The sequence below is a fragment of the Agromyces sp. NPDC029043 genome, from assembly GCF_055564615.1.
In genome coordinates this window covers 162,128-186,217 of the sequence record NZ_JBVHVX010000008.1, presented here as the reverse complement: position 1 = coordinate 186,217, position 24,090 = coordinate 162,128, and the positions used below count along the sequence as shown (strand labels likewise).

The following is a 24,090-nucleotide window of genomic DNA, read 5'->3' as shown; positions in this document are numbered from 1 at the left end:
GTCACGCGACGCTGCGGAGCGCCTCGGCGGGGCGCAGCAGGCTGGCGCGCCATCCGCCGACCGCCCCGGCGAGCAGGCCGCCGAGCACGGCGAGCCCGACCGCGAGCGCGACGACGGTCGCCGTCACGGGCGCGCTCAGCACGACCTCGCTCGCCTGGGCAGTGTCGAACGGGTTGCCGCCGGCGAAGCCGCCCATCGGACCGGCGGCCGCCGCGGCCTCCGGCGTCGAGGCGGTGGCGAGCGTCGGGGCGACGGCGTTCACGATCGCGATGCCCGCGAAGCCGAGCACGATCCCGGCCGCGCCGCCGATGAGGCCCTGTACGAGCGACTCGCCCGCGACCTGGCCCGTAATGCGGCGGTTCGACCAGCCGATCGCCTTGAGCGTGCCGAACTCGCGCGTTCGGCGCGTGACGCCCTGGATGGTGAACAGGATGGCGATGAGGAACGCCGCCGCCAGCACCGCGACCGACAGCCACAGGCCGAGGCTCGAGATGAGCGTGCTCGCCGAGCCGAGCGAACCAGAGACCGACGCGGCGAGTTCCTCCTGCGTGCTGACCTGCTGGTGGGGCAGCGCGGCCTCGAGGTCGGCCTTCACGTCGGGGATGACCTCGGCCGACTCCGCCTGCACGGCGATGTCGGAGACCTGGCCCTCGAGGCCCGAGAGCGACTGGGCGACGTCGAGCGGGATGTACGCGTTCGAGGCGGTCGTGGCATCCGCCGACGTCGAGGCCACGGTGCCGACGACCTCGAACTCGGTGCCGCCGAGGTCGATCGTGTCGCCGACGGCGAGGCCCTCGGTCGTGGCGTAGTCGGAGTCGAGCACCACGACGTTCGCGCCGGCGTCATCGGCGTCGAGCGTCCGGCCGTCGACGAGCTCGACGGAGCTCAGCGGACCGACCGCGTCGGCCGCGGGGTCGATGCCCGTGACGGTCGTGCTCGAGACGTCGAACGCGCCGCCGCCGAAGCTGCGGTCGCCCGCCCCGCCTTCGCCGGGCGCGGGCATGGTCGCGTCGCCCTCGGCCGCCTCGCCTCCGTCGGTCGCAGGGGCGGGCAGCTCGCCGTCGAAGGTGACGTTGTTCAGGCTCAGGGTCGCGGATGCCGCGGCGACCCCGTCGACCGCCTGCACGGTCTCGAGTGCCGACGCGTCGAAGGTCGACGAGCCCGGACCGGCGGTCAGCCGCGAGTTGCTCAGCTCGGTCGTGGTGCCGTCCTCGGCGGTCGCGCCGTCTTCCTGGCCGAACTCGAAGCGCACGCCGCCGGGCCCCTCACCCTCGCCGGGTGCGGCCGGAGCCTGCGAGACGGTCAGGTCGGTGCCCACGCCGTACACGGACTCGAGCACGGCGGCCTGCGCGTCGCGCACGCCCGCCGAGACGGAGTTCACGATCATGACGAGCGCGATCGCGAGCGCCATGCCGACCGCGACGATCGCGGTCTGCTTGCGGCGCCCGGCGAGCTCGCGCCGGAGATAGGTGAAGAACATGGTGGGTCCTCGGAGGTCTCGGTGCACCCACCGGATGATGGGCTCGACCCGTGACGCTAGGCAGCGGTGCTGTGGCCCGCCGATGGCCTGCCTATGGCCCGCGTATGAAGCGGCACTCGGGCGGAGGGCTCGCCGCGACGTGCGCCGCCGTCATGGAGTGCTCACAGGCGGCATCCGCCCGGCCCATAGGGAACCCACAGGCCCGACCGCATACTCGATGACATGAGCCATCCGACGACCGCATCCGGCGCCGCGCCCCGCCCGCACATCGCCAAGGCCGACGGCAGCGCCGTGCGCGTGCTGGTCGTCGACGACGAGAGCTCGCTGACCGACCTCCTGAAGATGGCCCTCCGCTACGAGGGCTGGGAGGTGCGGACCGCGTCCGACGGCTTCGGCGCCGTCAGGGCCGCCCGGGAGTTCCGCCCCGACGCGATCGTCCTCGACATCATGCTCCCCGACATCGACGGGCTCGAGGTGCTGCAGCGCGTACGCGCCGACGGCACCGAGACGCCCGTGCTCTTCCTCACCGCGAAGGACTCGCTCGACGACCGCATCGCCGGCCTGACCGCCGGCGGCGACGACTACGTCACGAAGCCGTTCAGCCTCGAGGAGGTCGTGGCGCGCCTGCGGGGGCTCATCCGCCGTTCGACGCTCACGCTCGCGCAGGCGAAGGATCCGGTGCTGCGCGTCGGCGACCTCTCCCTCGACGAGGACTCGTACGAGGTCGAGCGCGACGGCGTCCCCATCGAGCTCACCGCGACCGAGTTCGAGCTGCTCCGCTTCCTCATGCGCAACCCGCGGCGCGTGCTGTCGAAGGCGCAGATCCTCGACCGCGTCTGGAACTACGACTTCGGCGGCAAGGAGTCCGTGGTCGAGCTGTACATCTCGTACCTGCGCAAGAAGATCGACGCGGGGCGCGCGCCCATGATCCACACCGTGCGCGGTGCGGGTTACATGCTGAAAGCCGCCGGATGACGCGCCCCGGCGACCCGGGACACGCGGCCGCCGCACGGCAGGCCGTCGCCGAGGTGCGCGCTGACAGCGCGGCGGGGGCGGCCGAGGCGGCGGTCGGGTCGACGGATCTCGCGGCCCCTCGCCGCGCCCCGAAGACCCTGCGTCGCCGGCTGCTCGTCCTGATCGGGGCGCTCGTCGCCCTGGTGAGCGCGGTGGTGGGTCTCGTCAGCGTGGCCGCGCTGCACAACCAGCTCGTCGCGCGTCTCGACCAGCAGCTCGAGCAGGCGATCGACCGAGCCGGGCGGGCGCTCGACGACCCGGGCGGCCCGCTGCCGATCCCGCCCGAGGGCGCCGACGTGCTGCTGCGCCTGCCAGGCCAGCCGCTGGGGGCGATCGCCGCGCTCGTCACCGACCGCGCGGTCATGTACTCCGGCACGATCGACCGCGAGGGCGAGATCGGCGAGCTGTCCGAGGAGGCCGGCCGGACGATCGCGTCGATCCCGACCGATCGCGAGCCGGTCACGGTCGAGCTCGACGAACTCGGGGAGTACCGCGCGATCGCGGCGCCCACCAACGGCGGGTACTCGTTCGTCGTCGCCTTCCCGCTCGCCGAGGTGAACGCGACCACCACGCAGCTCGCCGTCACGGTCGCGGTGGTGGCGCTCGCGGGCCTCGCGGGCGCGCTCGCGCTGGGTGCGGTGACGGTCCGCCGGGCGCTCCAGCCGCTCGACCAGGTGACCGAGACGGCGACCCTGGTGTCCGAGCTGCCGCTCGCTCGCGGCGACGTGGAGCTGCCGGAGGACGTCCCCGTCGACGACGAGCGCACCGAGGTGGGCCGGCTGGCGACCGCGTTCAACCGCATGCTCGAGCACGTGTCGGCCTCGCTGTCGGCGCGCGAGCTGTCGGAGCGCAAGGTGCGCCGCTTCGTCGCCGACGCGAGCCACGAGCTGCGTACGCCGCTCGCGTCGATCCGCGGCTACGCCGAGCTGACGCGCCTGCACGGCGGCGAGCTCCCGCCCGACGTGGTGCACGCGCTCGACCGGATCGAGTCGGAGTCGCTGCGGATGACGGAGCTCGTCGAGGACCTGCTGCTGCTCGCACGGCTCGACGAGGGGCGCGAGCTCCGTCGCGACCCGGTCGACCTGCGGCAGGTCGTCGTCGACGCCGTCGGCGACGCGCAGGTCGCGGGCCCCGACCACGACTGGCGGGTGGCCGTGCCCGATGCGCCGCTCACCGTGTCCGGCGACGAGTCACGGCTGCGTCAGGTGCTGGCGAACCTCCTCGCCAACGCCCGCGTGCACACGCCCGAGGGCACCAGGGTGGTCGTTCGGCTGCAGCCGGTGGCGGCGACGGATGGCGCGGCCGGACGCGTGCGCGTGACCGTGGCCGACGACGGCCCCGGCATCGATCCCGCGGTGCGCGCCACCCTGTTCGAGCGCTTCGCCCGCGGCGACGCCTCGCGGTCGCGACGCGCCGGCAGCACCGGGCTCGGCCTCGCGATCGTGCGCGCCGTCGTCGAGGCGCACCGCGGCACGGTCTCGGTCGAGAGCGAGCCCGGCCGCACGGAGTTCGCGGTCGAGCTGCCCGCCTGAGGGGCCTGCACGGCGCGCCGTCGGTCAGGCCTCGGCGAGCACACGGAGCATCTCGGCGAAGGTACGCAGCTCGTCGGCCGAGCGCGGCTCGAGTGCCGCGCGGACGCGGGCCTGGTTGGCGGCGCGCACCGCGCCCACCCGCTCGGCGGCCGTCGCCGTGGGGCTGAGCGCGCGGAGCCGCCCGTCGCGTTCGTCGGGGCGGCTCTCGACGAGCCCCGCCTCCTCGAGCACGCGCACCTGACGGCTCACGACGCTCTTGTCCATGTCGAGCAGGTCGGCCAGCACGTGCGCGTTCGTCGATCCGAGGCGCACGATCGTGCTCAGCACCTTGTAGCCGGCCGGCTGCATGCCCGGATGGATCTGGTCGGCCGCTTCCTTCCAGACCATCCGTGCCCGCGTGAACACCACGCCGAGCTGCTCCTCGACGAGCGCGATGGCCTCGTCGACGGCGGGGTCGGCGGTCATGGCGTTCATGCTATCGGGCGCTCCGGGCGCCGATCGCGGTATCCTCCTCCGCGTCCTCCTCGGCCTTCGCCCGCTGGACGGCGTTCTGCGTGCGCAGGCCGATGTTCGGGAGGAAGGCCACCGCGAGCAGCGTGACGATCGCGAGCGGGACGGCCGCGAGGAACACGCTGCCGACGCCGGTGCCGTAGGCCGACTCGACGACCACGCGCAGGAACCCGGGCAGCTCGCTGATCTGCGGGATGGTGCCGCCGCCGAGCGTCCGGGCGGCCTCGAGCTGCTGCTCGGGCGGGAGGCCGCCGATGCCCTCCGTGATCGAGTCGGCGACGACGGTGCCGAGGATCGAGCCCATGACCGCGACGCCCACGGTGCCGCCGAGGCTGCGGAAGAACGTGACCGCACTCGTCGCGACGCCCAGGTTCCGCACCTCGGCGGTGTTCTGCACGACGAGCACGAGGTTCTGCATGAGCATGCCGACGCCTGCGCCGAGCACGAACATCGAGATCCCGACGTACCAGAACGGCGTGTCGTAGTGGAGCTGCCCGAGCAGGATGCTGCCGGCGATCATGAGCACGGCGCCCGTGACCATGAAGCCCTTCCACCTGCCGCGACGGCTGACGAGCGCACCGATCACGGTGGAGGAGATGAGCACGCCCGCCATCATCGGGATGGTCAGCAGACCTGACTCGGTCGGGGTCGCGCCGCGTGCGAGCTGCATGTACTGGCTGAGGAAGACGGCGGTGCCGAACATCGCCACGCCGACCGAGATCGACGCGATCACCGAGAGCGTGAACGTGCGGTCGCGGAACAGGCCGAGCGGGATCACGGGCTCCGGCACGCGGAGCTCGACGACGATCGCGACCGCGAGCAGCAGCACCGCGCCGCCGACCATGAACAGGCTCGGCATCGAGATCCACTCGAACTCCGATCCGGCGAAGGTCACCCAGAGCAGGAGCAGTGAGACGCCGGCGGAGATCAGGACGATGCCGACGTAGTCGATCGAGACCTTCGCCCTCGGCCGCTTGGGCAGGTGCAGCGTGCGCTGCAGCAGCACGAGCGCGACGATCGCGATCGGCAGGCCGACGAAGAAGTTCCAGCGCCAGCCGAGGCCGTCGGTGATGACGCCGCCGAGCAGCGGACCGCCCACCGTGGCCACGGCCATGACCGCACCGAACAGACCCGCGTAGCGGCCGCGCTCGCGCGGGCTGATGATGTCGGCCATCACGATCTGGCTGAGTGCCGCGAGTCCGCCGGCGCCGAGGCCCTGGAAGACGCGCATCGTGATGAGCGTGCCGGTGTCCTGCGAGAAGCCGGCGACGGCCGACGCGACGACGAAGATGACGAGCGCGAGCTGCAGCAGGAGCTTGCGATCGAAGAGGTCGGCGAGCTTGCCCCAGATGGGCGTGGAGACCGTGGTGGCGAGCAGGGTCGCAGTGACGACCCAGGTGAAGGCGGACTGGTCGCCCTCGAGGTCGGAGATGATCAGCGGCAGCGAGGTGCCGACGACGGTCGACGCGAGCATCGACACGAACATGCCGAGCAGCAGGCCCGACAGCGCGGTGAGCACCTCGCGGTGCGTCATGCCGTTGTCGGAGAGCGGTGGGAGGGGGCGAACCGTGTCGGTCATTGAGCTCCTGAAATCGTTGACAGAGGTCAACAATACCTGACAAGTAGACCTCGGTCAACTATTCCCTTCTCAGGTGAAACGCCCGGGCACGCCCCAATCGGGCGGCGTGCCGTCCTGAATACGGTGCGATCCGCGCGGATCGTCCTGAGAAAGGGATGGGGGCGCGGGCGCGGGCGCGATTTGGCGGCGGCCGCGACATCCGTTACCCTTGACGGAGCCGAAGACCGCTGGTTGTCGTGCGCCGAAAGGCTCGCGACCGAAGTCTTGCGAATGCAAGTGCCCGCGCAGGTGTGACGAAGACTTCCCGTTCGATCGGGCCGAGCTCCGCGCAACTGCGCCGGAGCTCTTTTCATTTGCTCGACGCTCATGAGTTTCCAGCGCTCCAGGCCGTGCACCGCCTCCGCGATGCACGTTGAATTCACAAGGAGTGGCCATGGCGAACAAGGAAGCCTCGGTTGCCGAACTCACGAACCTGTTCGAGAGCTCGACCGCCGTTCTGCTGACCGAATACCGCGGCCTCACTGTTGCGAAGCTCAAGGAGCTCCGCAAGTCCATCAGTGGGGACGCGAGCTACGCCGTGGTGAAGAACACGCTGACGAAGATCGCGGCCAACAACGCCGGGATCTCCTCGTTCGACGACGAGCTCAAGGGCCCGTCGGCGATCGCGTTCGTGCACGGCGACCCGGTCGCCGTCGCGAAGTCGCTGCGTGACTTCGCCAAGGCGAACCCCCTCCTCGTGGTCAAGGGCGGCTTCTTCGATGGCAAGCCCCTGACCGCCGAAGAGGTAGGCAAGCTCGCCGACCTCGAGTCCCGCGAAGTGCTCCTGGCGAAGCTCGCCGGCGCCTTCAAGGCCTCGCTGTTCGGAGCCGCATATCTGTTCAACGCACCGCTGTCGAAGGCCGTCCGCACGGTCGACGCGCTGCGTGAGAAGCAGGAGTCCGCTGCGTAGGCGCGAGCCTCTCAAGCGGTGAGTAACCAACACATCTAAGGAGAAAATCATGGCGAAGCTGTCCACTGAGGAGCTGCTCGAGCAGTTCAAGGGCCTGACCCTCATCGAGCTCTCGGAGTTCGTCAAGGCGTTCGAGGAGACCTTCGAGGTCACCGCCGCCGCCCCCGTCGCGGTTGCCGCTCCGGCCGCCGGTGGCGCGGGCGCCGCTGCCGAAGAGGTCGAGGAGAAGGACTCCTTCGACGTCGTCCTCGAGGCTGCCGGCGACAAGAAGATCCAGGTCATCAAGGTCGTCCGCGAGCTCACCTCGCTCGGCCTCGGCGAGGCGAAGGCCGTCGTCGACGGTGCTCCCAAGGCCGTGCTCGAGGGCGCGAACAAGGAGACCGCCGACAAGGCGAAGGCCGCCCTCGAGGAGGCCGGCGCGACCGTCACCCTCAAGTAGTCCGCGCCCGCGTCAGCGGGTTCGCAGCTTGAGGTGACCTGCGTCACCTGAACACGCGGATGCCCCGTGCCGACTCGCTCGGCACGGGGCATCCGTCGTCGCGGGGTCAGTCGTGCTCGCTCCGCAGGAGGAGCGCGGCCAGCCCGGCATAGGTCCCCGGACCGGGGACCCCGTCGATCGGGCCTGCGTAGCCGCCGCGCTGGGCGATGCGCTGCAGCGCCTTCCACGTGTTCGGCCCGGGGACGCCGTCGACGGGACCGGCGTAGCCCGTGCCGGTGAGCACCGCCTGCACGCCCTTCCACGAGTTCGGCCCGAGGACGCCGTCGTAGGGTCCGAAGTACCCGCCGATGCGAGCGAGCACCTGGAGCGCCGTGTTCGTGGCCGGCCCCGGGTGGCCGTCGATGGGTCCCGCGTAGCCGAAGCCCTCGAGCACGGTCTGGACGCCCTTCCACGACGCGGCGGTCATCACCCCGTCGTTCGGGCCCGTGTACCCGCCCTTGGCGGCGAGGCGCTGGAGCGCATCCCAGGTGGCCGGGCCGGGGTCGCCGTCCAGGTGTCCGGCGTAGCCGTAGCCCTTCCCCGTCTGCTGCAGGCCCTTCCAGGTGTTCGGGCCCGGCACGCCGTCGTTCGGCCCTCGGTAGCCGCCCGCGCGCGCCAGCCTCTGCAGCGTGATCCCGTCGGCGGGGGAGATCGCCCCGCTCGCGGCGGCAGCGGTTTCGGTGGTCATCGTGCCCTCCTTCATCGGTACGGGCCGGGCGCGGTCCGATCGGTGCCGCGTCGCCCGTTGCGGAGGCTACGAGCCGGTGCTCGCGGATGCCACCGGGCTGGCCCTGAGACGACGGGCTCGGGTCAACGCGACGGCGCCGTCGTGCTTCCGCGTACGACGAGCCGGGTCGTGAGCGGGCGATCGAACGCGGGGATGGCGCCATCGGCGTCGCCCGGTGAGGGCGCCGATTCGCCGAGCTCAAGCATCACGGCCTCCACGGCCGCCCGGCCCTGGTCCTCGGGGTACTGCTCGATGGTGGTCAGTCCGAACAGCTCGGCGTACTCGTGCCCGTCGAAGCCGATCACCGACAGCGCCGCCGGCACCGCGATGCCGAGTCGCTCGGCGGCGCGCATCACGCCGAACGCCAGCTCGTCGGAGGCGGCGAAGACCGCGGTGGGCCGTGCGGTGGGGTGGCCGAGCAGCTGGAGGCCGGCGGTGTAGCCGCCCGGCAGGCTCATCTCGGCCGCGAGGACGCCGCCGTCGACGCCGCACGGTTCCAGGCCCGCGGTGCGCATCGCGTCGTCGAAGCCCGCGGTGCGCAGGCGCTGCACGCTCTGCGCCGCCGAGCCGGTCGCGGCGCCGGCCAGGTGCGCGATCCTGACATGCCCGAGCCCGATGAGGTGCTCGACCGCCAGCGCCGCGGCGCCGCGATCGTCGATCGCGAGACGCGTCGCGCCGGGGGCGGTGCCGCCCAGGGCGAAGATGGGCTTGCCGCGCCGCTCGATCACTGCGACCTCGCGGTCGGTCAGGTCGACGCCGACCGCGATGACGGCATCGACCCGCTTCCGGGACAGGAAGAAGTCGAACACCCGGTCGCGCTCGGGACCCTCGAGCGCCAGGTTGTAGAGCGTGAGGTCGTAGCCCGCCGAGAGGAGCGCGCGCTCGGCGCCCTCGAGCACCTCGCCGAAGAACCACCGGTTCACGAACGGGATGACGATGCCGACGTTCTTCGTGCGGCCCGTGACGAGGCTCGCCGCGTTCGGCGAGGCGATGTAGCCGATCTCGGCGGCGGCGTCGGCCACGCGCCGTCTCGTCGCATCGGAGACGTAGCCCCGGCCCGTGAGGGCCCGCGACGCGGTCGACTTCGAGACCCCGGCGAGACGGGCCACATCGGAGATGGCGGACATGCTCGCCTCCCTCCATCGGGCCCCGCGACACGGAGTGTACGCCCGAACGGGCCGATGTGGAACCGGTTCCGGATCGACGCGCCGTCACCCGATCGTGACCACCCTCACTCTTGCCCGCAAGACCGCTCGTCGCCTAGCGTGGGCGCTGGAACCGGTTCCCGGCTCCGCCCTGCACCGCACTCAATGAGGAGAAGACATGAGACTCTCACGGCATCGCCGGTGGGCGGCCCCCGTCGTCGCGGCCGCTGCGATCGGCTTGACGCTCACGGCGTGCACCGGCGACATCGCTGCCGAGGATGCGGCCGACGTCGACTGCAGCGACTACGAGGAGTACGGCACATTCGACGGCGCCGAGGTCACGGTGTCCGGCACGATCCTCGACCTCGAGGCCGACCGGCTCAACGAGTCGTGGGCCGACTTCGAGACCTGCACCGGCATCTCGGTCGAGTACCAGGGTTCGAGCGAGTTCGAGGCCCAGATCGCGGTGCTCGCCGAGGGCGGCAACGCCACCGACGTCGCCTTCGTGCCGCAGCCCGGCCTGATGAACCGCCTCGCGGCGGGCGGCTGGCTCATCCCGGCGTCCGAGTCCGTCGAGGCGAACGCCGACGAGTTCTGGTCCGAGGACTGGAAGCAGTACGGCTCCTACGAGGACACCTTCTACGGCGCTCCGCTCATGGCGAGCATCAAGGGCTACGTCTGGTACTCGCCCGCCGAGTTCGAGGAGAACGGCTACGAGATCCCGCAGACTCTCGACGAGCTCAAGGAGCTCTCCGACACGATCGCGGCCGAGGGCGACCACAAGCCGTGGTGCGTGGGCCTGGAGTCGGGCGACGCCACGGGCTGGCCGGGCACCGACTGGATCGAGGACTACGTGCTGCGCCTGCACGGTGCCGAGGTCTACGACCAGTGGGTCACCCACGAGATCCCGTTCAACGACCCGCGCATCGCCGAGGCGTTCGACGCCGTCGGCGAGTACCTCAAGAGCGAGGACATGGTCAACGGCGGCATCGGCGACGTGTCGACGCTCGTGACCGAGGCGTTCCAGACCGCCGGCCTGCCGATCCTCGACGGCGAGTGCTCGCTGCACCACCAGGCCTCGTTCTACGAGACCTTCTGGAACCCCGAGGGCGGCGAGGAGAACACCGTGGCCTCCGACGGAACCGTGTTCGGCTTCCTGCTCCCGCCGGCCAACGCCGACGACCCGCTGTCGGTGACCGGCGGCGGCGAGATCGTCGTGGCCTTCCGCGAGGCGGAGGAGGTCGAGGCGTTCCGCACCTACCTGTCGAGCGACACCTGGGCCAACAACCGGGTGAGCCTGGGCGGCGTCATCAGCGCGAACACGGGCGTCGACCCCGAGAACGCGTCGAGCGAGCTGCTCGTGCAGTCGATCGAGATCCTCCAGGATCCCGAGACGACCTTCCGCTTCGACGGATCCGACCTGATGCCCGGTGCCGTCGGCGCCGACTCCTTCTGGAAGGGCATCGTGGCCTGGGTCGGCGGTCAGAGCACGCAGGAGACCGTCGACGCGATCGAGGCGTCCTGGCCGGCCAACTGACCGTCCGCGCGTCGCTCGCGCTGAGCGGGGGCGACGCGGCATGATCGAGGGGCGGGGTTCGAACCCCGCCCCTCGGCACCCCAGCTTCAACGACGAACCCGGGAGGCACGATGACCACGGCCGATCTCATCGGCAAGATCCTGCAGGTGGTGATGGGGCTCGCGATCCTCGCTGCGGTCGTCGGCCTCCTCATCTTCTTCATCGACAAGGCCCCGAAGAAGGGCCGCGACTACTGGCAGCTGGCGGGCTTCCTCGCCCCCGCGATGCTCCTCGTGATCATCGGACTCGTGTACCCCGCGATCCGCACCAGCGTCCTCGCGTTCCAGGATTCGAACGGCGACTGGACGATGGACAACTTCATCTGGACGTTCACGCAGCCGGCCGCCATCCGCACGCTCATCAACACCATCATCTGGGTGGCGATCGTGCCGACGTTCGCCACGGCAGTCGGATTGGCCTACGCGGTCTTCATCGACCGGTCCCGCGGCGAGAAGTACTACAAGGTCGTGCTGTTCATGCCGATCGCGATCTCGTTCGTCGGCGCCGGCGTGATCTGGCGCTTCGTCTACGAGTACCGATCGGGCGACCGCGAGCAGATCGGCCTCCTGAACGCGATCGTGGTGGCGTTCGGCGGCGAACCCGTGCAGTGGCTGCAGACCGATCCGCTCAACACGTTCCTCCTCATCGTCGTGATGATCTGGATCCAGACCGGGTTCGCCATGGTCCTGCTGAGCGCGGCGATCAAGGGCGTCCCGACCGAGCAGATCGAGGCGGCCCAGCTCGACGGCACCAACGCCTGGCAGCGGTTCCTCAACGTGACGGTCCCGGGCATCCGCGGTTCGCTCGTGGTCGTGCTCACGACGATCTCGATCGCCACGCTCAAGGTCTTCGACATCGTGCGGACGATGACGGCCGGAAACTTCAACACGAGCGTCATCGCGAACGAGATGTACACGCAGGCGTTCCGGGCCAGCGAGATCGGGCGGGGGTCGGCGCTCGCGCTCATCCTGTTCCTGCTCGTGCTCCCGATCGTCATCTACAACGTCAACGTCCTCCGGAAGCAGAGGGAGATCCGATGAGCAGCGTCGCCCCGGCCGACCTCCCGGTCGGCAAGGACCAGGGGTCCCTCGAAGCCGCCGAGCAGGCCGAGTACGCCCAGCCCAAGGCCGCACGCGTCAAGAAGCGGCTGACGTCGCGGACCGCGACGATCGTGTCGCTCATCATCGCGATCCTCTGGACGATCCCGACGTTCGGCCTCTTCCTCTCGTCCTTCCGCCCGGCCGAGCTCATCCGCACGACCGGCTGGTGGACCTACTTCCAGAACCCCGGGCTCACGCTCGAGAACTACTCGTCCGTGCTCTTCTCGACCTCGTCGTCGTCGCCCCAGCTCGGTGCGTACATCGTGAACTCGATCGCCATCGCCCTGCTCGGCACGCTCATCACGCTCGTGTTCGCGTCGATGGCGGCGTACGCGTTCGCGTGGATCAAGTTCAAGTGGGTGAACTGGCTGTTCATCTTCGTGTTCGCGCTGCAGATCGTGCCGCTCCAGATGGCGCTCGTGCCGCTGCTGCAGATCTTCTCGACGTGGCTGCGGCCGATGCAGGCGTGGTTGCACGACGTGGTCCCGATCATCCCCGAGCAGAACTACGCGCCGGTGTGGCTCGCGCACGCGATGTTCGGCCTGCCGCTCGCGATCTTCCTGCTGCACAACTTCATCTCGGAGATCCCGAACGACGTGATCGAGGCGGCGCGGGTCGACGGCGCGACGCACGGCCAGATCTTCGGCCGGATCGTGCTCCCGCTCGCCACCCCGGCGCTGGCATCGTTCGCCATCTTCCAGTTCATCTGGGTGTGGAACGACCTGCTCGTCGCCCTGATCTTCTCGGGCGGCACACAGGATGTCGCGCCGCTGACCCAGCGATTGGCCGAGCTGGTCGGCACGAGAGGCCAGGACTGGCAGCTGCTGACGGCGTCGGCGTTCATCTCGATCGTGATCCCGCTGATCGTGTTCTTCAGCCTGCAGCGGTACTTCGTCCGCGGCCTCCTGGCGGGTGCCACGAAGGGCTGACGGCGGGCGGATGCCGCGGCATCCGCGTCGACCATGGGGCGGATGTCGCGGGGCATCCGCCCCATCGTCGTCCGCCACGCCGTCGGCGAACATCCGGGCCCCGGGGCGTCCCGCCGGGCGGGCGTGCCGGAGGTGCCGCTTAGGGTGAATGCATGAGCATGCACGGCAGCGGGATGCCTCCCGGCGCCAGGCCGGGCGGCGGTCGCGGCGGCGGGGTGAGCCGTCGCATCTCGAGCGCCGACGAGGCGGCCCAGCGCGCCGAGAACGCCGAAGCCCCGAAGATCCCGCACCTGCTCCGCCGCATCGCCGAGCTGTTCCGCCCGCATCGGACGGCGCTCGTCGTCGTCGTGATCCTCGTCCTCGTGGGGGCGGCGCTCAGCGTCATCCCGCCGCTGCTCACGCAGCGGGCGTTCGACGACGCGCTGTTCCCGACCGACGGCGACGGCGGCATCGGCGAGCCGAACCTCACCGCCCTCGGCTGGATCGTCACGGCGATGATCGCGGTGTTCGTGGTCTCGGCGCTGCTCGGCGTCTGGCAGACCTTCCTCACCGCGACGATCGGCAACAAGGTCATGGGCGCCCTGCGAGTGCGCCTCTTCAGCCACCTGCAGTCGATGGAGCTCAGCTTCTTCACCCGCACGAAGACGGGCATCATCCAGTCGCGACTGCAGAACGACGTCGGCGGCGTGGCATCCGTGCTCACCAACACGGTCTCGAGCGTCCTCGGCAACACGGTCACGGTGATCTCGGCGTTCGTGGCGATGCTCCTGCTCAACTGGCAGCTCACGCTGATCGCGCTCGTGCTCATGCCGTTCATGGTGATCGCGCAGCGCCGGGTCGGGCAGGTGCGTGCTCGGGTCGCCGCGAAGACGCAGGAGTCGCTGTCGGAGATGACCGCGATCACGCAGGAGACGCTCTCGGTCAGCGGCATCCTGCTCTCGAAGAGCTTCACGCGGCAGCGCAGCGAGATCGACCGCTACGCCGACGAGAACGGCAACCAGATCGCGCTGCAGGTCAAGCAGCAGATGACCGGCCAGTGGTTCTTCGCGATGGTGTCGATCTTCATGTCGTCGATCCCGGCGATCGTCTACCTCGTGTCGGGCTGGCTGATGACCGGCGGCGCGACCGACATCACCGCGGGCACGATCGTGGCGTTCACGACGGTGCAGGCGCGCCTGCTGTTCCCCCTCATGGGCCTCATGCGCGTGGCGCTCGACCTGCAGACCTCGAGCGCGCTGTTCGCGCGCATCTTCGAGTACCTCGACCTCACGCCGTCGATCAGCGACCGGCCGGGCGCGCGCGAGGTGCCCTCGGGCACCGATGCCGCCGGCGAGCCGCTCCTCGGGCGGGTCGAGTTCGACCACGTGTCGTTCCGGTACCCCGACGCCGACGGCGACCAGCCTCCGACGCTCGACGACGTGTCGTTCACGATCGAGCCGGGCCAGTTCGCCGCATTCGTGGGGCCGAGCGGCGCCGGCAAGACGACGGTGTCGTATCTCGTGCCCCGACTGTACGAGGCGTCGAGCGGTGCCGTGCGGTTCGCGGGCGTCGACGTGCGCGACCTCGCGCAGGAGTCGCTCATGTCGAACATCGGCATCGTGAGCCAGGAGACCTACCTGTTCCACGCGACCATCGCCGAGAACCTCAGGTACGCGCGGCCCGATGCCACCGACACCGAGCTCGAGGCGGCCGCGCGCGCCGCCAACATCCACGAGACCATCGCGTCGTTCCCCGAGGGCTACGAGACCGTCGTGGGCGAGCGCGGCTATCGCCTGTCCGGCGGCGAGAAGCAGCGCATCGCGATCGCGCGCGTGCTGCTGAAGGATCCGGCGGTGCTCGTGCTCGACGAGGCCACGAGCGCCCTCGACACGATCAGCGAGCGCGTCGTGCAGGCCGCGCTCGACGACGCCTCGCGGGGGCGCACCACGATCGCGATCGCGCACCGGCTGTCGACGGTGGTCGCAGCCGACGTCATCTTCGTGATCGTCGCGGGCCGGATCGCCGAGCGCGGCACGCACGCCGAGCTCATCGAGTCGGGCGGCGTGTACGCGTCGCTCTACCGGCAGCAGGCCGAACGGCCCGAGGTGCCGGCGAGCCGCTCGTAGCGCCCGCCCTGCGCACGCCGCTCAGGAGCGCTCGGCGAGCATGTCCTCCATGAGCGCGATCTCCGATGCCTGGCTGGCCACGATCGACTCGGCGAGCGAGACGACCACCGGGTAGTCGGAGCGCGCGAGCACCGCCTCGGCCATCTCGACGGCCCCGTGGTGGTGCGCGATCATCAGCTCGAGGAACATCCGCTCGGCCTCGACGCCCTCGAGCGACCGCAGCTCGGCGATCTGCTCGGAGCTGGCGAGACCGGGCATCGGCTCGCCGGGCTCGTGCGCCGAGTCGCCGTCGCCGTGCCCGTCGTGCGTCGCGCCGTCGTCGGCCGGTCGCGTCATCCACGTCATCGAGGGCTCGGGCCCGGCCTGCGGCAGGCCCCATTCGGCGAGCCATCCGTACATCTGGCCCGCCTGCTGCGCCTGCGTGGTCGCGATGTCGTACCCGAGCAGTCGCGTCGCGTCGTCCTCGGTCGCATCGCGCACGATCATCGCGAGCTCGACGCCCTGCTGGTGGTGCACCTGCATGTCGCGGGCGAACCCGGCCTCGGCGCTCGTGTTCGACGGCGTCGGGTCGCCGAGGGTCGAGAGGCGCCCGATCGAGAAGGCGACGGCGGCGACGACGACCAGGGCGACGAATGCCGCGAGCACGACGGCCCAACGGCCGAACCCGCCCCGCGGGCGCTCCGTCCGGGGCGTGCCCGCAGTGCGGTCCGCTTCGTCGGTCACGACACCTTTCCGGGGCCGTCGACGGCGCCGGTGCAGAGCGCACCGGGCTCGGGAACGTCCTGGCTCTGCCAGTACTCCTCGAAGAACTCGGCGATTCGGGGGTCGTCGGCCTCGTCGACCTGGAGCTGCGAGTTCCAGCCGCTCAGGACGATCGGCGAGGGCAGGCCGTCGAACGGCGAGAGGATCACGTAGGTGCTCGGCAGCTTCTCCTTGAGCGTGGCGAGCTCGTCGTCGGAGAGCGTCTCGGCGTCGTAGGTCACCCAGATGGCCCCGTGCTCCATCGAGTGCACGGCGTTCTCGTTCGGCACGGGCTCCTCGTAGATGCCGCAGTTCAGCCATGCCGGGTTGTGCTGGCCGCCCGCGGGGGGCGTCTGCGGGTAGTCGACCGCGGTCTCGACGTGCTCGGACGTGTTCTCGAAGGTCTCGACGCCCTCGATCTCGGCGCCCGTGCCGCCGGCGCTGTAGCTCGCGGGCCGCGGCGTCAGCACGACCGACGTCACGATGAGTGCGACGATGACGACGCCGACGGCGACCGAGCTCCAGATCGCGATGCGGCGGTTGCGCTTCATGCGCGCCTCGCGCTTCTTGAACTCCTCGAGCTTGCGCTCGCGCTCGATGGCGCGTTGCTGCTTGACGGTGGGCTTCTTGCCGGGCTGGGTCGCGCTCACGCCAGGGCCTTCCTCGTGCGGGGGATTGCCCCGAGTATACGAACGCATGCTCGGAAGAGCCTGCCATGCGTCATCCGCCACCCGCTAGGCTGGCCGGGTGAGCTTCTCGCCTCGGTGTTGTCGTCGCTACTAGGCAGGCGACACCTACCCATGCGTCGCGCGCCGATTCCGGGCGCCGCTCAGACGCACTCCACCAGAGGATGAACACACCGGCATGAAGTACGCAGAGAACATCACCGAACTCGTGGGCGACACCCCGCTCGTCAGGCTCCACCGCGTGACCGAGGGAGTGACGGATGCCACGGTGCTGGTCAAGCTCGAGTACTTCAACCCCGGCGGCTCTGCGAAGGACCGCATCGCGGCGCGCATCATCGACGCCGCCGAACGCGAGGGCAAGCTGAAGCCGGGTGGCACGATCGTCGAGCCCACTTCAGGCAACACCGGCGTCGGCCTCGCGCTCGTCGCGCAGCAGCGCGGCTACAAGTGCGTCTTCGTCTGCCCCGACAAGGTGTCGGAGGACAAGCGCAACGTGCTGAAGGCGTACGGCGCCGAGGTGGTCGTGACGCCCACCGCGGTCGCGCCCGACAGCCCCGAGTCGTACTACGGCGTCTCCGACCGGCTCGCGCGCGAGATCCCCGGCGCGTTCAAGCCCGACCAGTACTCCAACCCCAACGGGCCGCTGTCGCACTACGAGACCACGGGTCCCGAGATCTGGCGCGACACCGACGGGCGGATCACGCACTTCGTGGCCGGCGTCGGCACGGGCGGCACGATCACGGGCACCGGCCGGTACCTCCGCGAGGTGTCGGGCGATCGCGTGCGCATCATCGGCGCCGACCCCGAGGGCTCGGTCTACTCCGGCGGCACCGGTCGGCCGTACTTCGTCGAGGGCGTCGGCGAGGACTTCTGGCCGAGTGCGTACGACCCGAGCGTGCCGCACGAGATCATCGCCGTCTCCGACGCCGAGTCGTTCGCGATGACCCGCAGGCTCGCGCGCGAGGAGGGCATCCTCGTCGGCGGGTCGAGCGGCATGGCGGTCGTCGCGGCGCTGAAGGCCGCGGCATCCGCCGGGCCCGACGACGTCTTCGTGGTGCTGTTGCCCGACTCGGGCCGCGGGTATCTCGGCAAGATCTTCAACGACAAGTGGCTGCGCGCGTACGGGTTCGGGAACGCGCCCGCGGGGCACACGGTTCGCAACCTCCTCGACGCCAAGGCCGATCGCACGGCCCCGCTCGTGTACGTGCATCCGAACGACACGGTGCGCGAGGCGATCGACCGCATGACCGAGACGGGCGTCTCGCAGCTGGTCGTCCTGTCGGCCGAGCCGCCCGTCGTGCTCGGCGAGGTGCTCGGCGCACTGCACGAGGGCGAGCTGCTCGACCAGGTGTTCTCGGGGCGCGTGAAGCTCACCGACGAGGTCTCGACAGTGGTCGGCGAGCCGCTGCCGCTCATCGGCGTGAACGAACCCGTCGCGACCGCGCGGCACGCGTTCGGCGACCGGCCCGCGATGCTCGTCACCGACGGCGGCAAGGCGCTCGGCGTGGTCACCCGCACCGACCTGCTGACCTACCTCTCCTCCTGAAAGGCCGACCGATGCACCACGACGCCCGCTTCGACACCCGCGCGGTCCACGCCGGGCAGGACCCCGACCCGACGACGGGCGACGTCATCCCGCCGATCCACGTCACCTCCACGTACGCGCAGGACGGCATCGGCCACCTCCGCGGCGGGTACGAGTACTCGCGCGGCGGTAACCCGACGCGCACCGCGCTCGAGACCCAGCTCGCGGCGCTCGAGGGCGGCATCCGCGGCCTGTCGTTCGCGTCGGGCCTCGCCGCGGAGGATGCGCTGCTGCGCACCGTGCTGACGCCCGGCGACCACGTGGTGATCGGCAACGACGTCTACGGCGGCACGCATCGGCTCATCCGCCGCGTCCTCGGCGACTGGGGCGTGCGCCACACGACGGTCGACACCAGCGACCTCGACGCCGTCCGCGACGCGATCGAGCTCGGCACCACCAGGGTGCTCTGGGTCGAGACGCCGTCCAACCCGTTGATGAAGATCTCGGATGTCGCGGCGCTCGCCGAGCTCGGCGACGAGGCCGGCGTGCTCGTCGTCGTCGACAACACCTTCGCGTCGCCGGCGCTGCAGCAGCCGCTCGCCCTCGGCGGGCACGTGGTCGTGCACTCGACCACGAAGTACCTCGGCGGGCACTCCGACGTGGTCGGCGGGGCGCTCGTGTTCGGCGAGGGCCAGGAGGAGCTGGCCGAGCGGGTCGGCTTCACGCAGTTCGCCGCCGGTGCGGTCTCGAGCCCGTTCGACGCGTTCCTGACGACCCGCGGCATCAAGACCCTCGGTATTCGGATGCAGCGGCACAGCCAGAACGCGCTTGCCATCGCGCGGCGCCTCGACGAGCACCCCGCGATCGCGCGTGTGCTGTACCCGGGGCTCGAGTCGCATCCCGCCCACGCCCTCGCGGCACGGCAGATGTCGGGGTTCGGCGGCATGGTCTCGATCGACCTCGCGGGAGGGGGAGAGGCGGCGCGGCGGTTCGCGGAGTCGACCGAGCTGTTCACGCTCGCCGAGTCGCTCGGCGGCGTCGAGTCGCTCGTGAACTACCCCTCGGAGATGACGCACGCGTCGGTGAAGGGCACGGAGGCCGAGGTGCCCGAGTCGATCGTGCGGCTCTCGGTGGGCATCGAGGATGCCGACGACCTGCTCGCCGACATCGACCAGGCCCTGGCGCGGCTGTAGCGCGCCGGCGCCGCTCTGGCAGGATATCGCGCAACGGCGTCCGGACTGCCAGCGCGCGACGTCGGTGGCGTGCGGCACGATGAACGGGTGAGTTCGCGAACCCTGGATGCCGCCGCATCCGTCGACGTCGCCACCGGGAACCACGGCCGCCTCGGGCTCGTGCAGGGCACCGCGCTGTACATCGCGAGCGTGCTCGGCACCGGCATCCTCGTGCTGCCCGGGTTCGCCGCCGAGGCCGCCGGCCCGGCGTCGATCGTCGCAGTGGCGGCCGTGCTGGTGCTGTCGATCCCGCTCGCGGGCACGTTCGCCGCGCTCGCCTCCCGCTTCCCCGACGCGGGCGGCGTGGCGAGCTACGTGCGCCGCGCCCTGGGGCCGACGGCCGCGCGCATGACGGGGTACTGGTTCTTCTTCGGCGTCTGCGTCGGCGCGCCGGTCGTCGCCGTGCTCGGCGGCGAGTACGTCGTCGCGGTCCTCGGCGTCGACCGTGCGGCCGTGCCCATCATCGGCTTCGCCGTCTTCCTGCCGCCCTTCATCGCGAACTGGTTCGGCGTGCGCGTCGCGGGCTGGGTGCAGTTCGTGCTGACGGGCCTGCTGCTCACGGTCGTCGTGGGCGTCGTCGCGGTGACCTTCCCGGCGGCCGATCCCGCGAACTTCACGCCGTTCCTGCCGAACGGCTGGGCCGGCGTCGGGGTCGCGGTGAGCCTCTTCGTCTGGGCCTTCGCAGGCTGGGAGGTCGGCACGCACATCGCGGGCGAGTTCCGCGACCCGCGGCGCACCATCCCGCTCGCGACCGCGATCGCGATCGTCATCGTGGGCGTCGGCTACCTCGCGCTGCAGTTCGTCACCGTGGCGGTGCTCGGCGAGCGGGCCGGCGCGAGCCAGGTGCCACTGCTCGACCTCGTCGAGAGCACCGCGCCGGGCATCGGCTCGGTGCTCGTCGCGATCGTCGCCGCGATCGTCACGGTCGGCGTCGTCAACGCCTACCTGCCGGCGTTCGGCAAGCTCGGCGCCGCGCTCGGGCGCGACGGCGACCTGCCGCGGTTCCTCGCCAAGGGCGCGGCCGACGGCGAGGTGCCCCGGCGGGCGCTCGCGCTCACCGGCGTGCTGATCACCGTGTACTTCGCCCTCATGCTGCTGAACGACCTCGACCTGACCGGGTTCATCCTCATCCACACGAGCAACATGGTCGCGATCTACGCGGCGGGCATGCTCGCCGCCACGCTGCTGCTCCGGCGGTGGAGCCTGGGCTGGTGGCTCGCCGTCGTGGCGACCATCCTGACCGCCGGCCTGCTCGTGCTCGCGTGGTCCAACCTCGTCGTGCCGCTGGTGCTCGCCCTCGCCGCGCTGCTCGTGACGGTGATCCGGCGCCTGCATCCCCGATCTCCCGCCACCCCGACACGACCGGAGCACACGTGACCGAGTACCGCGCCGTCTTCGACGCCGAGATCGACTTCGTGAACGGGGGCGGGCTGCGGGCCCGGGGCTTCCGCCTCGACCTGCCCTCGGCCGACCTCACCGAGTCGCAGATCGGCGAACTCCTGGTGCGGCACCTCGGGCTCGCACTGGTGGGTCGGGTCCGGCTCGCGGAGCTCGAGATCGTCGAGGAGGCGCACACGGGCTCGCGCGGCGTCGGTACCGCTGCGGCGGAGGCCGCGGCGTCCGCGGGCTCGGCCGCGAATCGCGGCGCGCTCGTCGACCTGAGCCATCCGATCCGCGCCGGGCTCGTCACGTATCCGGGCATCCCCGCGCCGACGATCACCCCGCACCTCACGCGTCGCGCGAGCACTATGCGCCGGGAACCGAGTTCGCGATCGACGTCATCACCATGGCGGGGAACACCGGAACGTACCTCGACAGCCCGTACCACCGCTACGCCGAGGGCGGCGACCTCGCGAGCCTCGACCTGGCGACGCTCGCGGGCCTGCCCGCCGAGGTGTTCCGCCTCACCGATGCCGCGAGCCGTGGCATCCCCGCCGAGGTGTTCCTCGATCGCGACCTCGCCGGTACCGCCGTCCTGCTGCACACCGGCTGGAGCCGGCACTTCGGCACGCCGCGGTACGTCGACGGCGCGCCCTTCCTCACCGAGGCCGGCGCCCGGCACCTCGTCGACGCCGGGGTCGTCCTGGTGGGCATCGACTCGCTCAACATCGACGACACCGAGTCGGGCGGCGAGCGTCCCGCGCATTCGATCCTCCTCGCGGCGGGCGTGCACGTCGTCGAGCACCTGACGGCGCTCGAGCGCGTGCCCGTGCGGGGGGCCCGGTTCACCGCCGTGCCGCCGCGGGTGGAGGGGTTCGGCACCTTCCCGGTGCGAGCGTTCGCCGAGCTCCCGGTCGTGTACTCCGGCGAGTAGCCGCCCGTCGCGCGGCGGCCGCGCGGCATCCGAGCCATCCGCTTCACTGCCGAACCGCTGGGGATCGCGCGTCGCTGCTGGCCTGCGCGGGCGATTCCGGGTGAGGATGGTCCCATGACCGCCCACGCGTATGCGCTCGCCGACGGCAACACGATCCCCGCGATCGGACTGGGCACGTACGGGCTGAACGACCAGAGCGGCGTGGAAGCCATCGTCTCCGCCATCCGCGACGGTTACCGCCTCATCGACACCGCCTACAACTACGGCAACGAGGAGGTCGTGGCCGAGGCCATCCGCCGATCCGACGTCGACCGCAGCGACCTGTTCATCACCACGAAGCTGCCAGGCCGCCACCACGGCACCGAGGAGACGCTCGCGAGCTTCGAGCAGTCGCGCCGGCGGCTCGACCTCGACTGGGTCGACCTGTACCTCATCCACTGGCCCAACCCGAAGCGCGACCGGTACGTCGACAGCTGGCGCTCGATGATCAAGCTCAAGGAGCGCGGCGTCGTGCGCTCCATCGGCGTCTCGAACTTCACCCCGGCGATGCTCGACCGGCTCGCGGCCGAGACGGGGCTGATGCCCGTGGTCAACCAGGTCGAGCTGCACCCCTACTTCCCGCAGGCCGAGCTGCGCGCGTACCACGCCGAGCATGCGATCCGCACCGAGAGCTGGAGCCCGCTCGCGAAGCGGAGCGAGCTGCTCGTCGAGCCCGTGATCGCCGAGGTCGCGGCGCGGCACAGCGCATCCCCCGCGCAGGTCGTGCTCGCGTGGCACCTCGCCCTGGGGGCCGTGCCGATCCCGAAGTCGGCCGATGCCGAGCGGCGCCGGCAGAACCTCGACGTGTTCGACATCGACCTCGATCCCGCCGAGGTAGAGGCGATCTCCGGGCTCGCGCGCGGGCGGCTCTGGGGCGCCGACCCCGACGCGCACGAGGAGTTGTAGCGCCGCCCGAGGCCTCCCGGCGTCGCGTCGCGTCCGTCGCGTCCTGTCCGATTCTCGCGCGTCGTCGACCGGATCGACGGCGGCGGATGTCGCTGGGCCGTCGTAGGCTCGATCGGGTGAGCGACCGCACCACCCCCGCACCATCCGAGGCCGTCGAGGTCCCGGTCGGAGGGCCGCTCTCCCGGCCGTGGCGGTGGCTGTCGCTCGGCATGTTCGCCCTGATCTTCCTCGCGGCGTTCGAGGTGCTGGCCGTGACCACGGTCATGCCGCTCGTCGCCGCCGACCTCGACGGCGAGAGCCTCTACGCGCTCGCGTTCTCGGTTCCGCTCGCCGCGGGCGTGGTCGGCATGGTCGTCGCCGGCAACTGGAGCGACCGCTCGGGGCCGCTGCCGCCGCTGCTCGCGGCCGGCGTGCTGTTCATCGTCGGACTCGTGATCGCGGGCCTGGCCCCGAACATGCCCGTGCTGGTGCTCGGCCGCCTCGTGCACGGCATCGGCGGCGCCGCGGTGATCGTGCCGCTCTACGTGATCGTGGCGCGCGTCTACCCCGAGTCGGTGCGCTCGCGCGTGTTCGCGGGCTTCGCGGCGGCCTGGGTCATCCCGTCGATCGTGGGCCCCGCGGTCGCCGGGTTCGTGGCCGAACGGCTCGACTGGCGCTGGGTGTTCCTCGGCGTCATCGCCCTGGTGCTGCCGGCGGGGGCGATGATGCTCGTGCCGCTGCTGCGCGTGCTCGACCGCGTGCAGGGCGACCCGACCATACCGTGGAGCGCGTCGCGGCTGGCATGGTCGGTGCTCGCCGCGGTCGCGGCGCTGGGCGTCAGCCTCGCGAAGGAGCTGCCCGAGCCGTGGCGGTGGATCCTCGCCGTCCTCGCCATCGCGGTCGCCGTGATCGCCGTGCGGCCGCTGTTCCCGCCGGGCACGCTCCGTGCGGCACGCGGCATGCCGGCGACCGTGCTGATGCGGGCGATCGTCGCCGGCGCGTTCTTCAGCAGTGAGATCTACCTGCCCTACCTGCTGATCGACCGCTACGACTTCCCGCCGTCGCTCGCGGGCGCCGTGCTCACGGGCGCGGGCATATCGTGGGCGGCCGCCTCGTGGGTGCAGGGACGGCTCGGCGACCGCATCTCGAACACCGACGTCGTGCGGGTCGGTGCCGCCGTGCTCGCCGCGTCGCTCGTGGTGGTGCTCGCCGTCGCGGCCTTCGGGCTCGCCCCCGCGGTCGCGTTCGTCGCGTGGACGCTCTGCGGAGCGGCGATGGGCTTCATGTACCCGCGGTTCTCGGTGTCGGTGCTCGAGCAGTCGCCGCAGGAGGCGCAGGGGTTCAACAGCGCCGCCCTGACGATCGGGGAGTCGCTCGGCGCCGCCGTGGCGCTCGCGGTCACTGCGCTGGTCGCGAGCGTGCTCGGGCCGGGTGCGTTCACGGCCGAGTTCCTCGTGGGCGTGGTGATCGCGCTCGTCGGCGTCGTGCTCGCATCGCGGGTCCGGCCTCCCGCTCGGTCCATGTGACCGTCACAATGTGACGGT

The 24,090-nt window shown here is 71.1% G+C and carries 21 protein-coding genes; 14 read left to right on the top strand and 7 right to left on the bottom strand.

Annotated features, from left to right (window positions below; all coding sequences use genetic code 11):
• Position 1 precedes the first annotated feature (1 nt).
• Positions 2 to 1,480 carry an ABC transporter permease gene (locus ACZ4TW_RS12425; protein ID WP_465543031.1) on the bottom strand — a complete coding sequence of 493 codons (1,479 nt, stop codon included), beginning with the start codon at positions 1,478 to 1,480 and terminating at the stop codon, positions 2 to 4.
• Between the two features lie 222 nt (positions 1,481 to 1,702).
• Between ACZ4TW_RS12425 and ACZ4TW_RS12420 the strand changes: the two genes are divergently transcribed.
• Both ACZ4TW_RS12420 and ACZ4TW_RS12415 read left to right on the top strand, forming a co-directional pair.
• A complete protein-coding gene (locus tag ACZ4TW_RS12420; RefSeq protein WP_465543030.1) occupies positions 1,703 to 2,455 on the top strand; it encodes a response regulator transcription factor in 753 nt (250 codons plus the stop codon).
• Positions 2,452 to 4,026: a sensor histidine kinase gene (locus ACZ4TW_RS12415; RefSeq protein WP_465543029.1), complete on the top strand. Its 1,575-nt coding sequence runs from the start codon at positions 2,452 to 2,454 to the stop codon at positions 4,024 to 4,026. The genes ACZ4TW_RS12420 and ACZ4TW_RS12415 overlap by 4 nt, the downstream gene beginning before the upstream one ends.
• 24 nt (positions 4,027 to 4,050) lie before the next feature.
• Here ACZ4TW_RS12415 and ACZ4TW_RS12410 read toward each other — a convergent pair whose 3' ends face one another.
• Positions 4,051 to 4,491: a MarR family winged helix-turn-helix transcriptional regulator gene (locus ACZ4TW_RS12410; protein WP_465543028.1), complete on the bottom strand. Its 441-nt coding sequence runs from the start codon at positions 4,489 to 4,491 to the stop codon at positions 4,051 to 4,053.
• 10 nt (positions 4,492 to 4,501) lie between these two features.
• Positions 4,502 to 6,115, bottom strand: coding sequence for an MDR family MFS transporter (locus tag ACZ4TW_RS12405; RefSeq protein ID WP_465543027.1), 1,614 nt, complete (start codon positions 6,113 to 6,115; stop codon positions 4,502 to 4,504).
• A 433-nt stretch (positions 6,116 to 6,548) separates the two neighbouring features.
• Here ACZ4TW_RS12405 and rplJ point away from each other — a divergent pair, with 433 nt between their 5' ends.
• Both rplJ and rplL read left to right on the top strand, forming a co-directional pair.
• Positions 6,549 to 7,064 carry a 50S ribosomal protein L10 gene (gene rplJ / locus ACZ4TW_RS12400; RefSeq protein ID WP_465543026.1) on the top strand — a complete coding sequence of 172 codons (516 nt, stop codon included), beginning with the start codon at positions 6,549 to 6,551 and terminating at the stop codon, positions 7,062 to 7,064.
• Between the two features lie 49 nt (positions 7,065 to 7,113).
• On the top strand, positions 7,114 to 7,503 hold the full coding sequence (gene rplL / locus ACZ4TW_RS12395) for a 50S ribosomal protein L7/L12 (protein ID WP_092672623.1): 390 nt from the start codon (positions 7,114 to 7,116) through the stop codon (positions 7,501 to 7,503).
• A gap of 106 nt (positions 7,504 to 7,609) precedes the next feature.
• Here the strand turns inward: rplL and ACZ4TW_RS12390 are convergent, their stop codons facing one another.
• Together ACZ4TW_RS12390 and ACZ4TW_RS12385 are read right to left on the bottom strand one after the other, a co-directional pair.
• Positions 7,610 to 8,230 carry a peptidoglycan-binding domain-containing protein gene (locus ACZ4TW_RS12390; protein ID WP_465543025.1) on the bottom strand — a complete coding sequence of 207 codons (621 nt, stop codon included), beginning with the start codon at positions 8,228 to 8,230 and terminating at the stop codon, positions 7,610 to 7,612.
• A gap of 122 nt (positions 8,231 to 8,352) precedes the next feature.
• Complete coding sequence (locus ACZ4TW_RS12385; protein WP_465543024.1) at positions 8,353 to 9,396, bottom strand: LacI family DNA-binding transcriptional regulator; 1,044 nt, start codon at positions 9,394 to 9,396, stop codon at positions 8,353 to 8,355.
• A 196-nt stretch (positions 9,397 to 9,592) separates the two neighbouring features.
• On the opposite strand from ACZ4TW_RS12385, the gene ACZ4TW_RS12380 reads away from it, so the two are divergent.
• From ACZ4TW_RS12380 to ACZ4TW_RS12365, 4 genes are all read left to right on the top strand, one after another.
• Positions 9,593 to 10,951, top strand: coding sequence for an ABC transporter substrate-binding protein (locus ACZ4TW_RS12380; protein ID WP_465543023.1), 1,359 nt, complete (start codon positions 9,593 to 9,595; stop codon positions 10,949 to 10,951).
• A gap of 110 nt (positions 10,952 to 11,061) precedes the next feature.
• Entirely contained in the window at positions 11,062 to 12,030 is a 969-nt protein-coding gene (locus tag ACZ4TW_RS12375; RefSeq protein WP_465543022.1) for a carbohydrate ABC transporter permease, read from the top strand.
• The gene (locus ACZ4TW_RS12370) at positions 12,027 to 13,019 is read left to right on the top strand and encodes a carbohydrate ABC transporter permease (protein ID WP_465543021.1); all 993 of its coding nucleotides are present in this window, start codon (positions 12,027 to 12,029) and stop codon (positions 13,017 to 13,019) included. Before ACZ4TW_RS12375 ends, ACZ4TW_RS12370 begins: the two co-directional genes overlap by 4 nt.
• A gap of 152 nt (positions 13,020 to 13,171) precedes the next feature.
• Positions 13,172 to 15,124, top strand: a complete 1,953-nt coding sequence (locus ACZ4TW_RS12365) for an ABC transporter ATP-binding protein (RefSeq protein WP_465543020.1) — start codon at positions 13,172 to 13,174, stop codon at positions 15,122 to 15,124.
• 21 nt (positions 15,125 to 15,145) lie between these two features.
• Here the strand turns inward: ACZ4TW_RS12365 and ACZ4TW_RS12360 are convergent, their stop codons facing one another.
• Positions 15,146 to 15,847, bottom strand: a complete 702-nt coding sequence (locus tag ACZ4TW_RS12360; RefSeq protein ID WP_465543019.1) for a DUF305 domain-containing protein — start codon at positions 15,845 to 15,847, stop codon at positions 15,146 to 15,148.
• Entirely contained in the window at positions 15,844 to 16,515 is a 672-nt protein-coding gene (locus ACZ4TW_RS12355) for a DUF3105 domain-containing protein (protein ID WP_465543018.1), read from the bottom strand. Before ACZ4TW_RS12355 ends, ACZ4TW_RS12360 begins: the two co-directional genes overlap by 4 nt.
• Before the next feature lie 214 nt (positions 16,516 to 16,729).
• Between ACZ4TW_RS12355 and ACZ4TW_RS12350 the strand changes: the two genes are divergently transcribed.
• From ACZ4TW_RS12350 to ACZ4TW_RS12325, 6 genes are all read left to right on the top strand, one after another.
• Complete coding sequence (locus tag ACZ4TW_RS12350; protein ID WP_465543017.1) at positions 16,730 to 18,097, top strand: cystathionine beta-synthase; 1,368 nt, start codon at positions 16,730 to 16,732, stop codon at positions 18,095 to 18,097.
• Between the two features lie 11 nt (positions 18,098 to 18,108).
• Positions 18,109 to 19,269: a cystathionine gamma-synthase gene (locus ACZ4TW_RS12345; protein ID WP_465543016.1), complete on the top strand. Its 1,161-nt coding sequence runs from the start codon at positions 18,109 to 18,111 to the stop codon at positions 19,267 to 19,269.
• Positions 19,270 to 19,356: 87 nt separating this feature from the next.
• Positions 19,357 to 20,685, top strand: coding sequence for an APC family permease (locus ACZ4TW_RS12340; protein ID WP_465543015.1), 1,329 nt, complete (start codon positions 19,357 to 19,359; stop codon positions 20,683 to 20,685).
• Positions 20,686 to 21,094: 409 nt separating this feature from the next.
• Positions 21,095 to 21,622 (top strand): cyclase family protein, encoded by a 528-nt coding sequence (locus ACZ4TW_RS12335; protein WP_465543014.1) that lies wholly within the window; start codon positions 21,095 to 21,097, stop codon positions 21,620 to 21,622.
• A gap of 114 nt (positions 21,623 to 21,736) precedes the next feature.
• The gene (locus tag ACZ4TW_RS12330; RefSeq protein WP_465543013.1) at positions 21,737 to 22,567 is read left to right on the top strand and encodes an aldo/keto reductase; all 831 of its coding nucleotides are present in this window, start codon (positions 21,737 to 21,739) and stop codon (positions 22,565 to 22,567) included.
• Between the two features lie 116 nt (positions 22,568 to 22,683).
• Positions 22,684 to 24,072 (top strand): MFS transporter, encoded by a 1,389-nt coding sequence (locus ACZ4TW_RS12325; RefSeq protein ID WP_465543012.1) that lies wholly within the window; start codon positions 22,684 to 22,686, stop codon positions 24,070 to 24,072.
• The last annotated feature ends 18 nt before the right edge of the window (positions 24,073 to 24,090 follow it).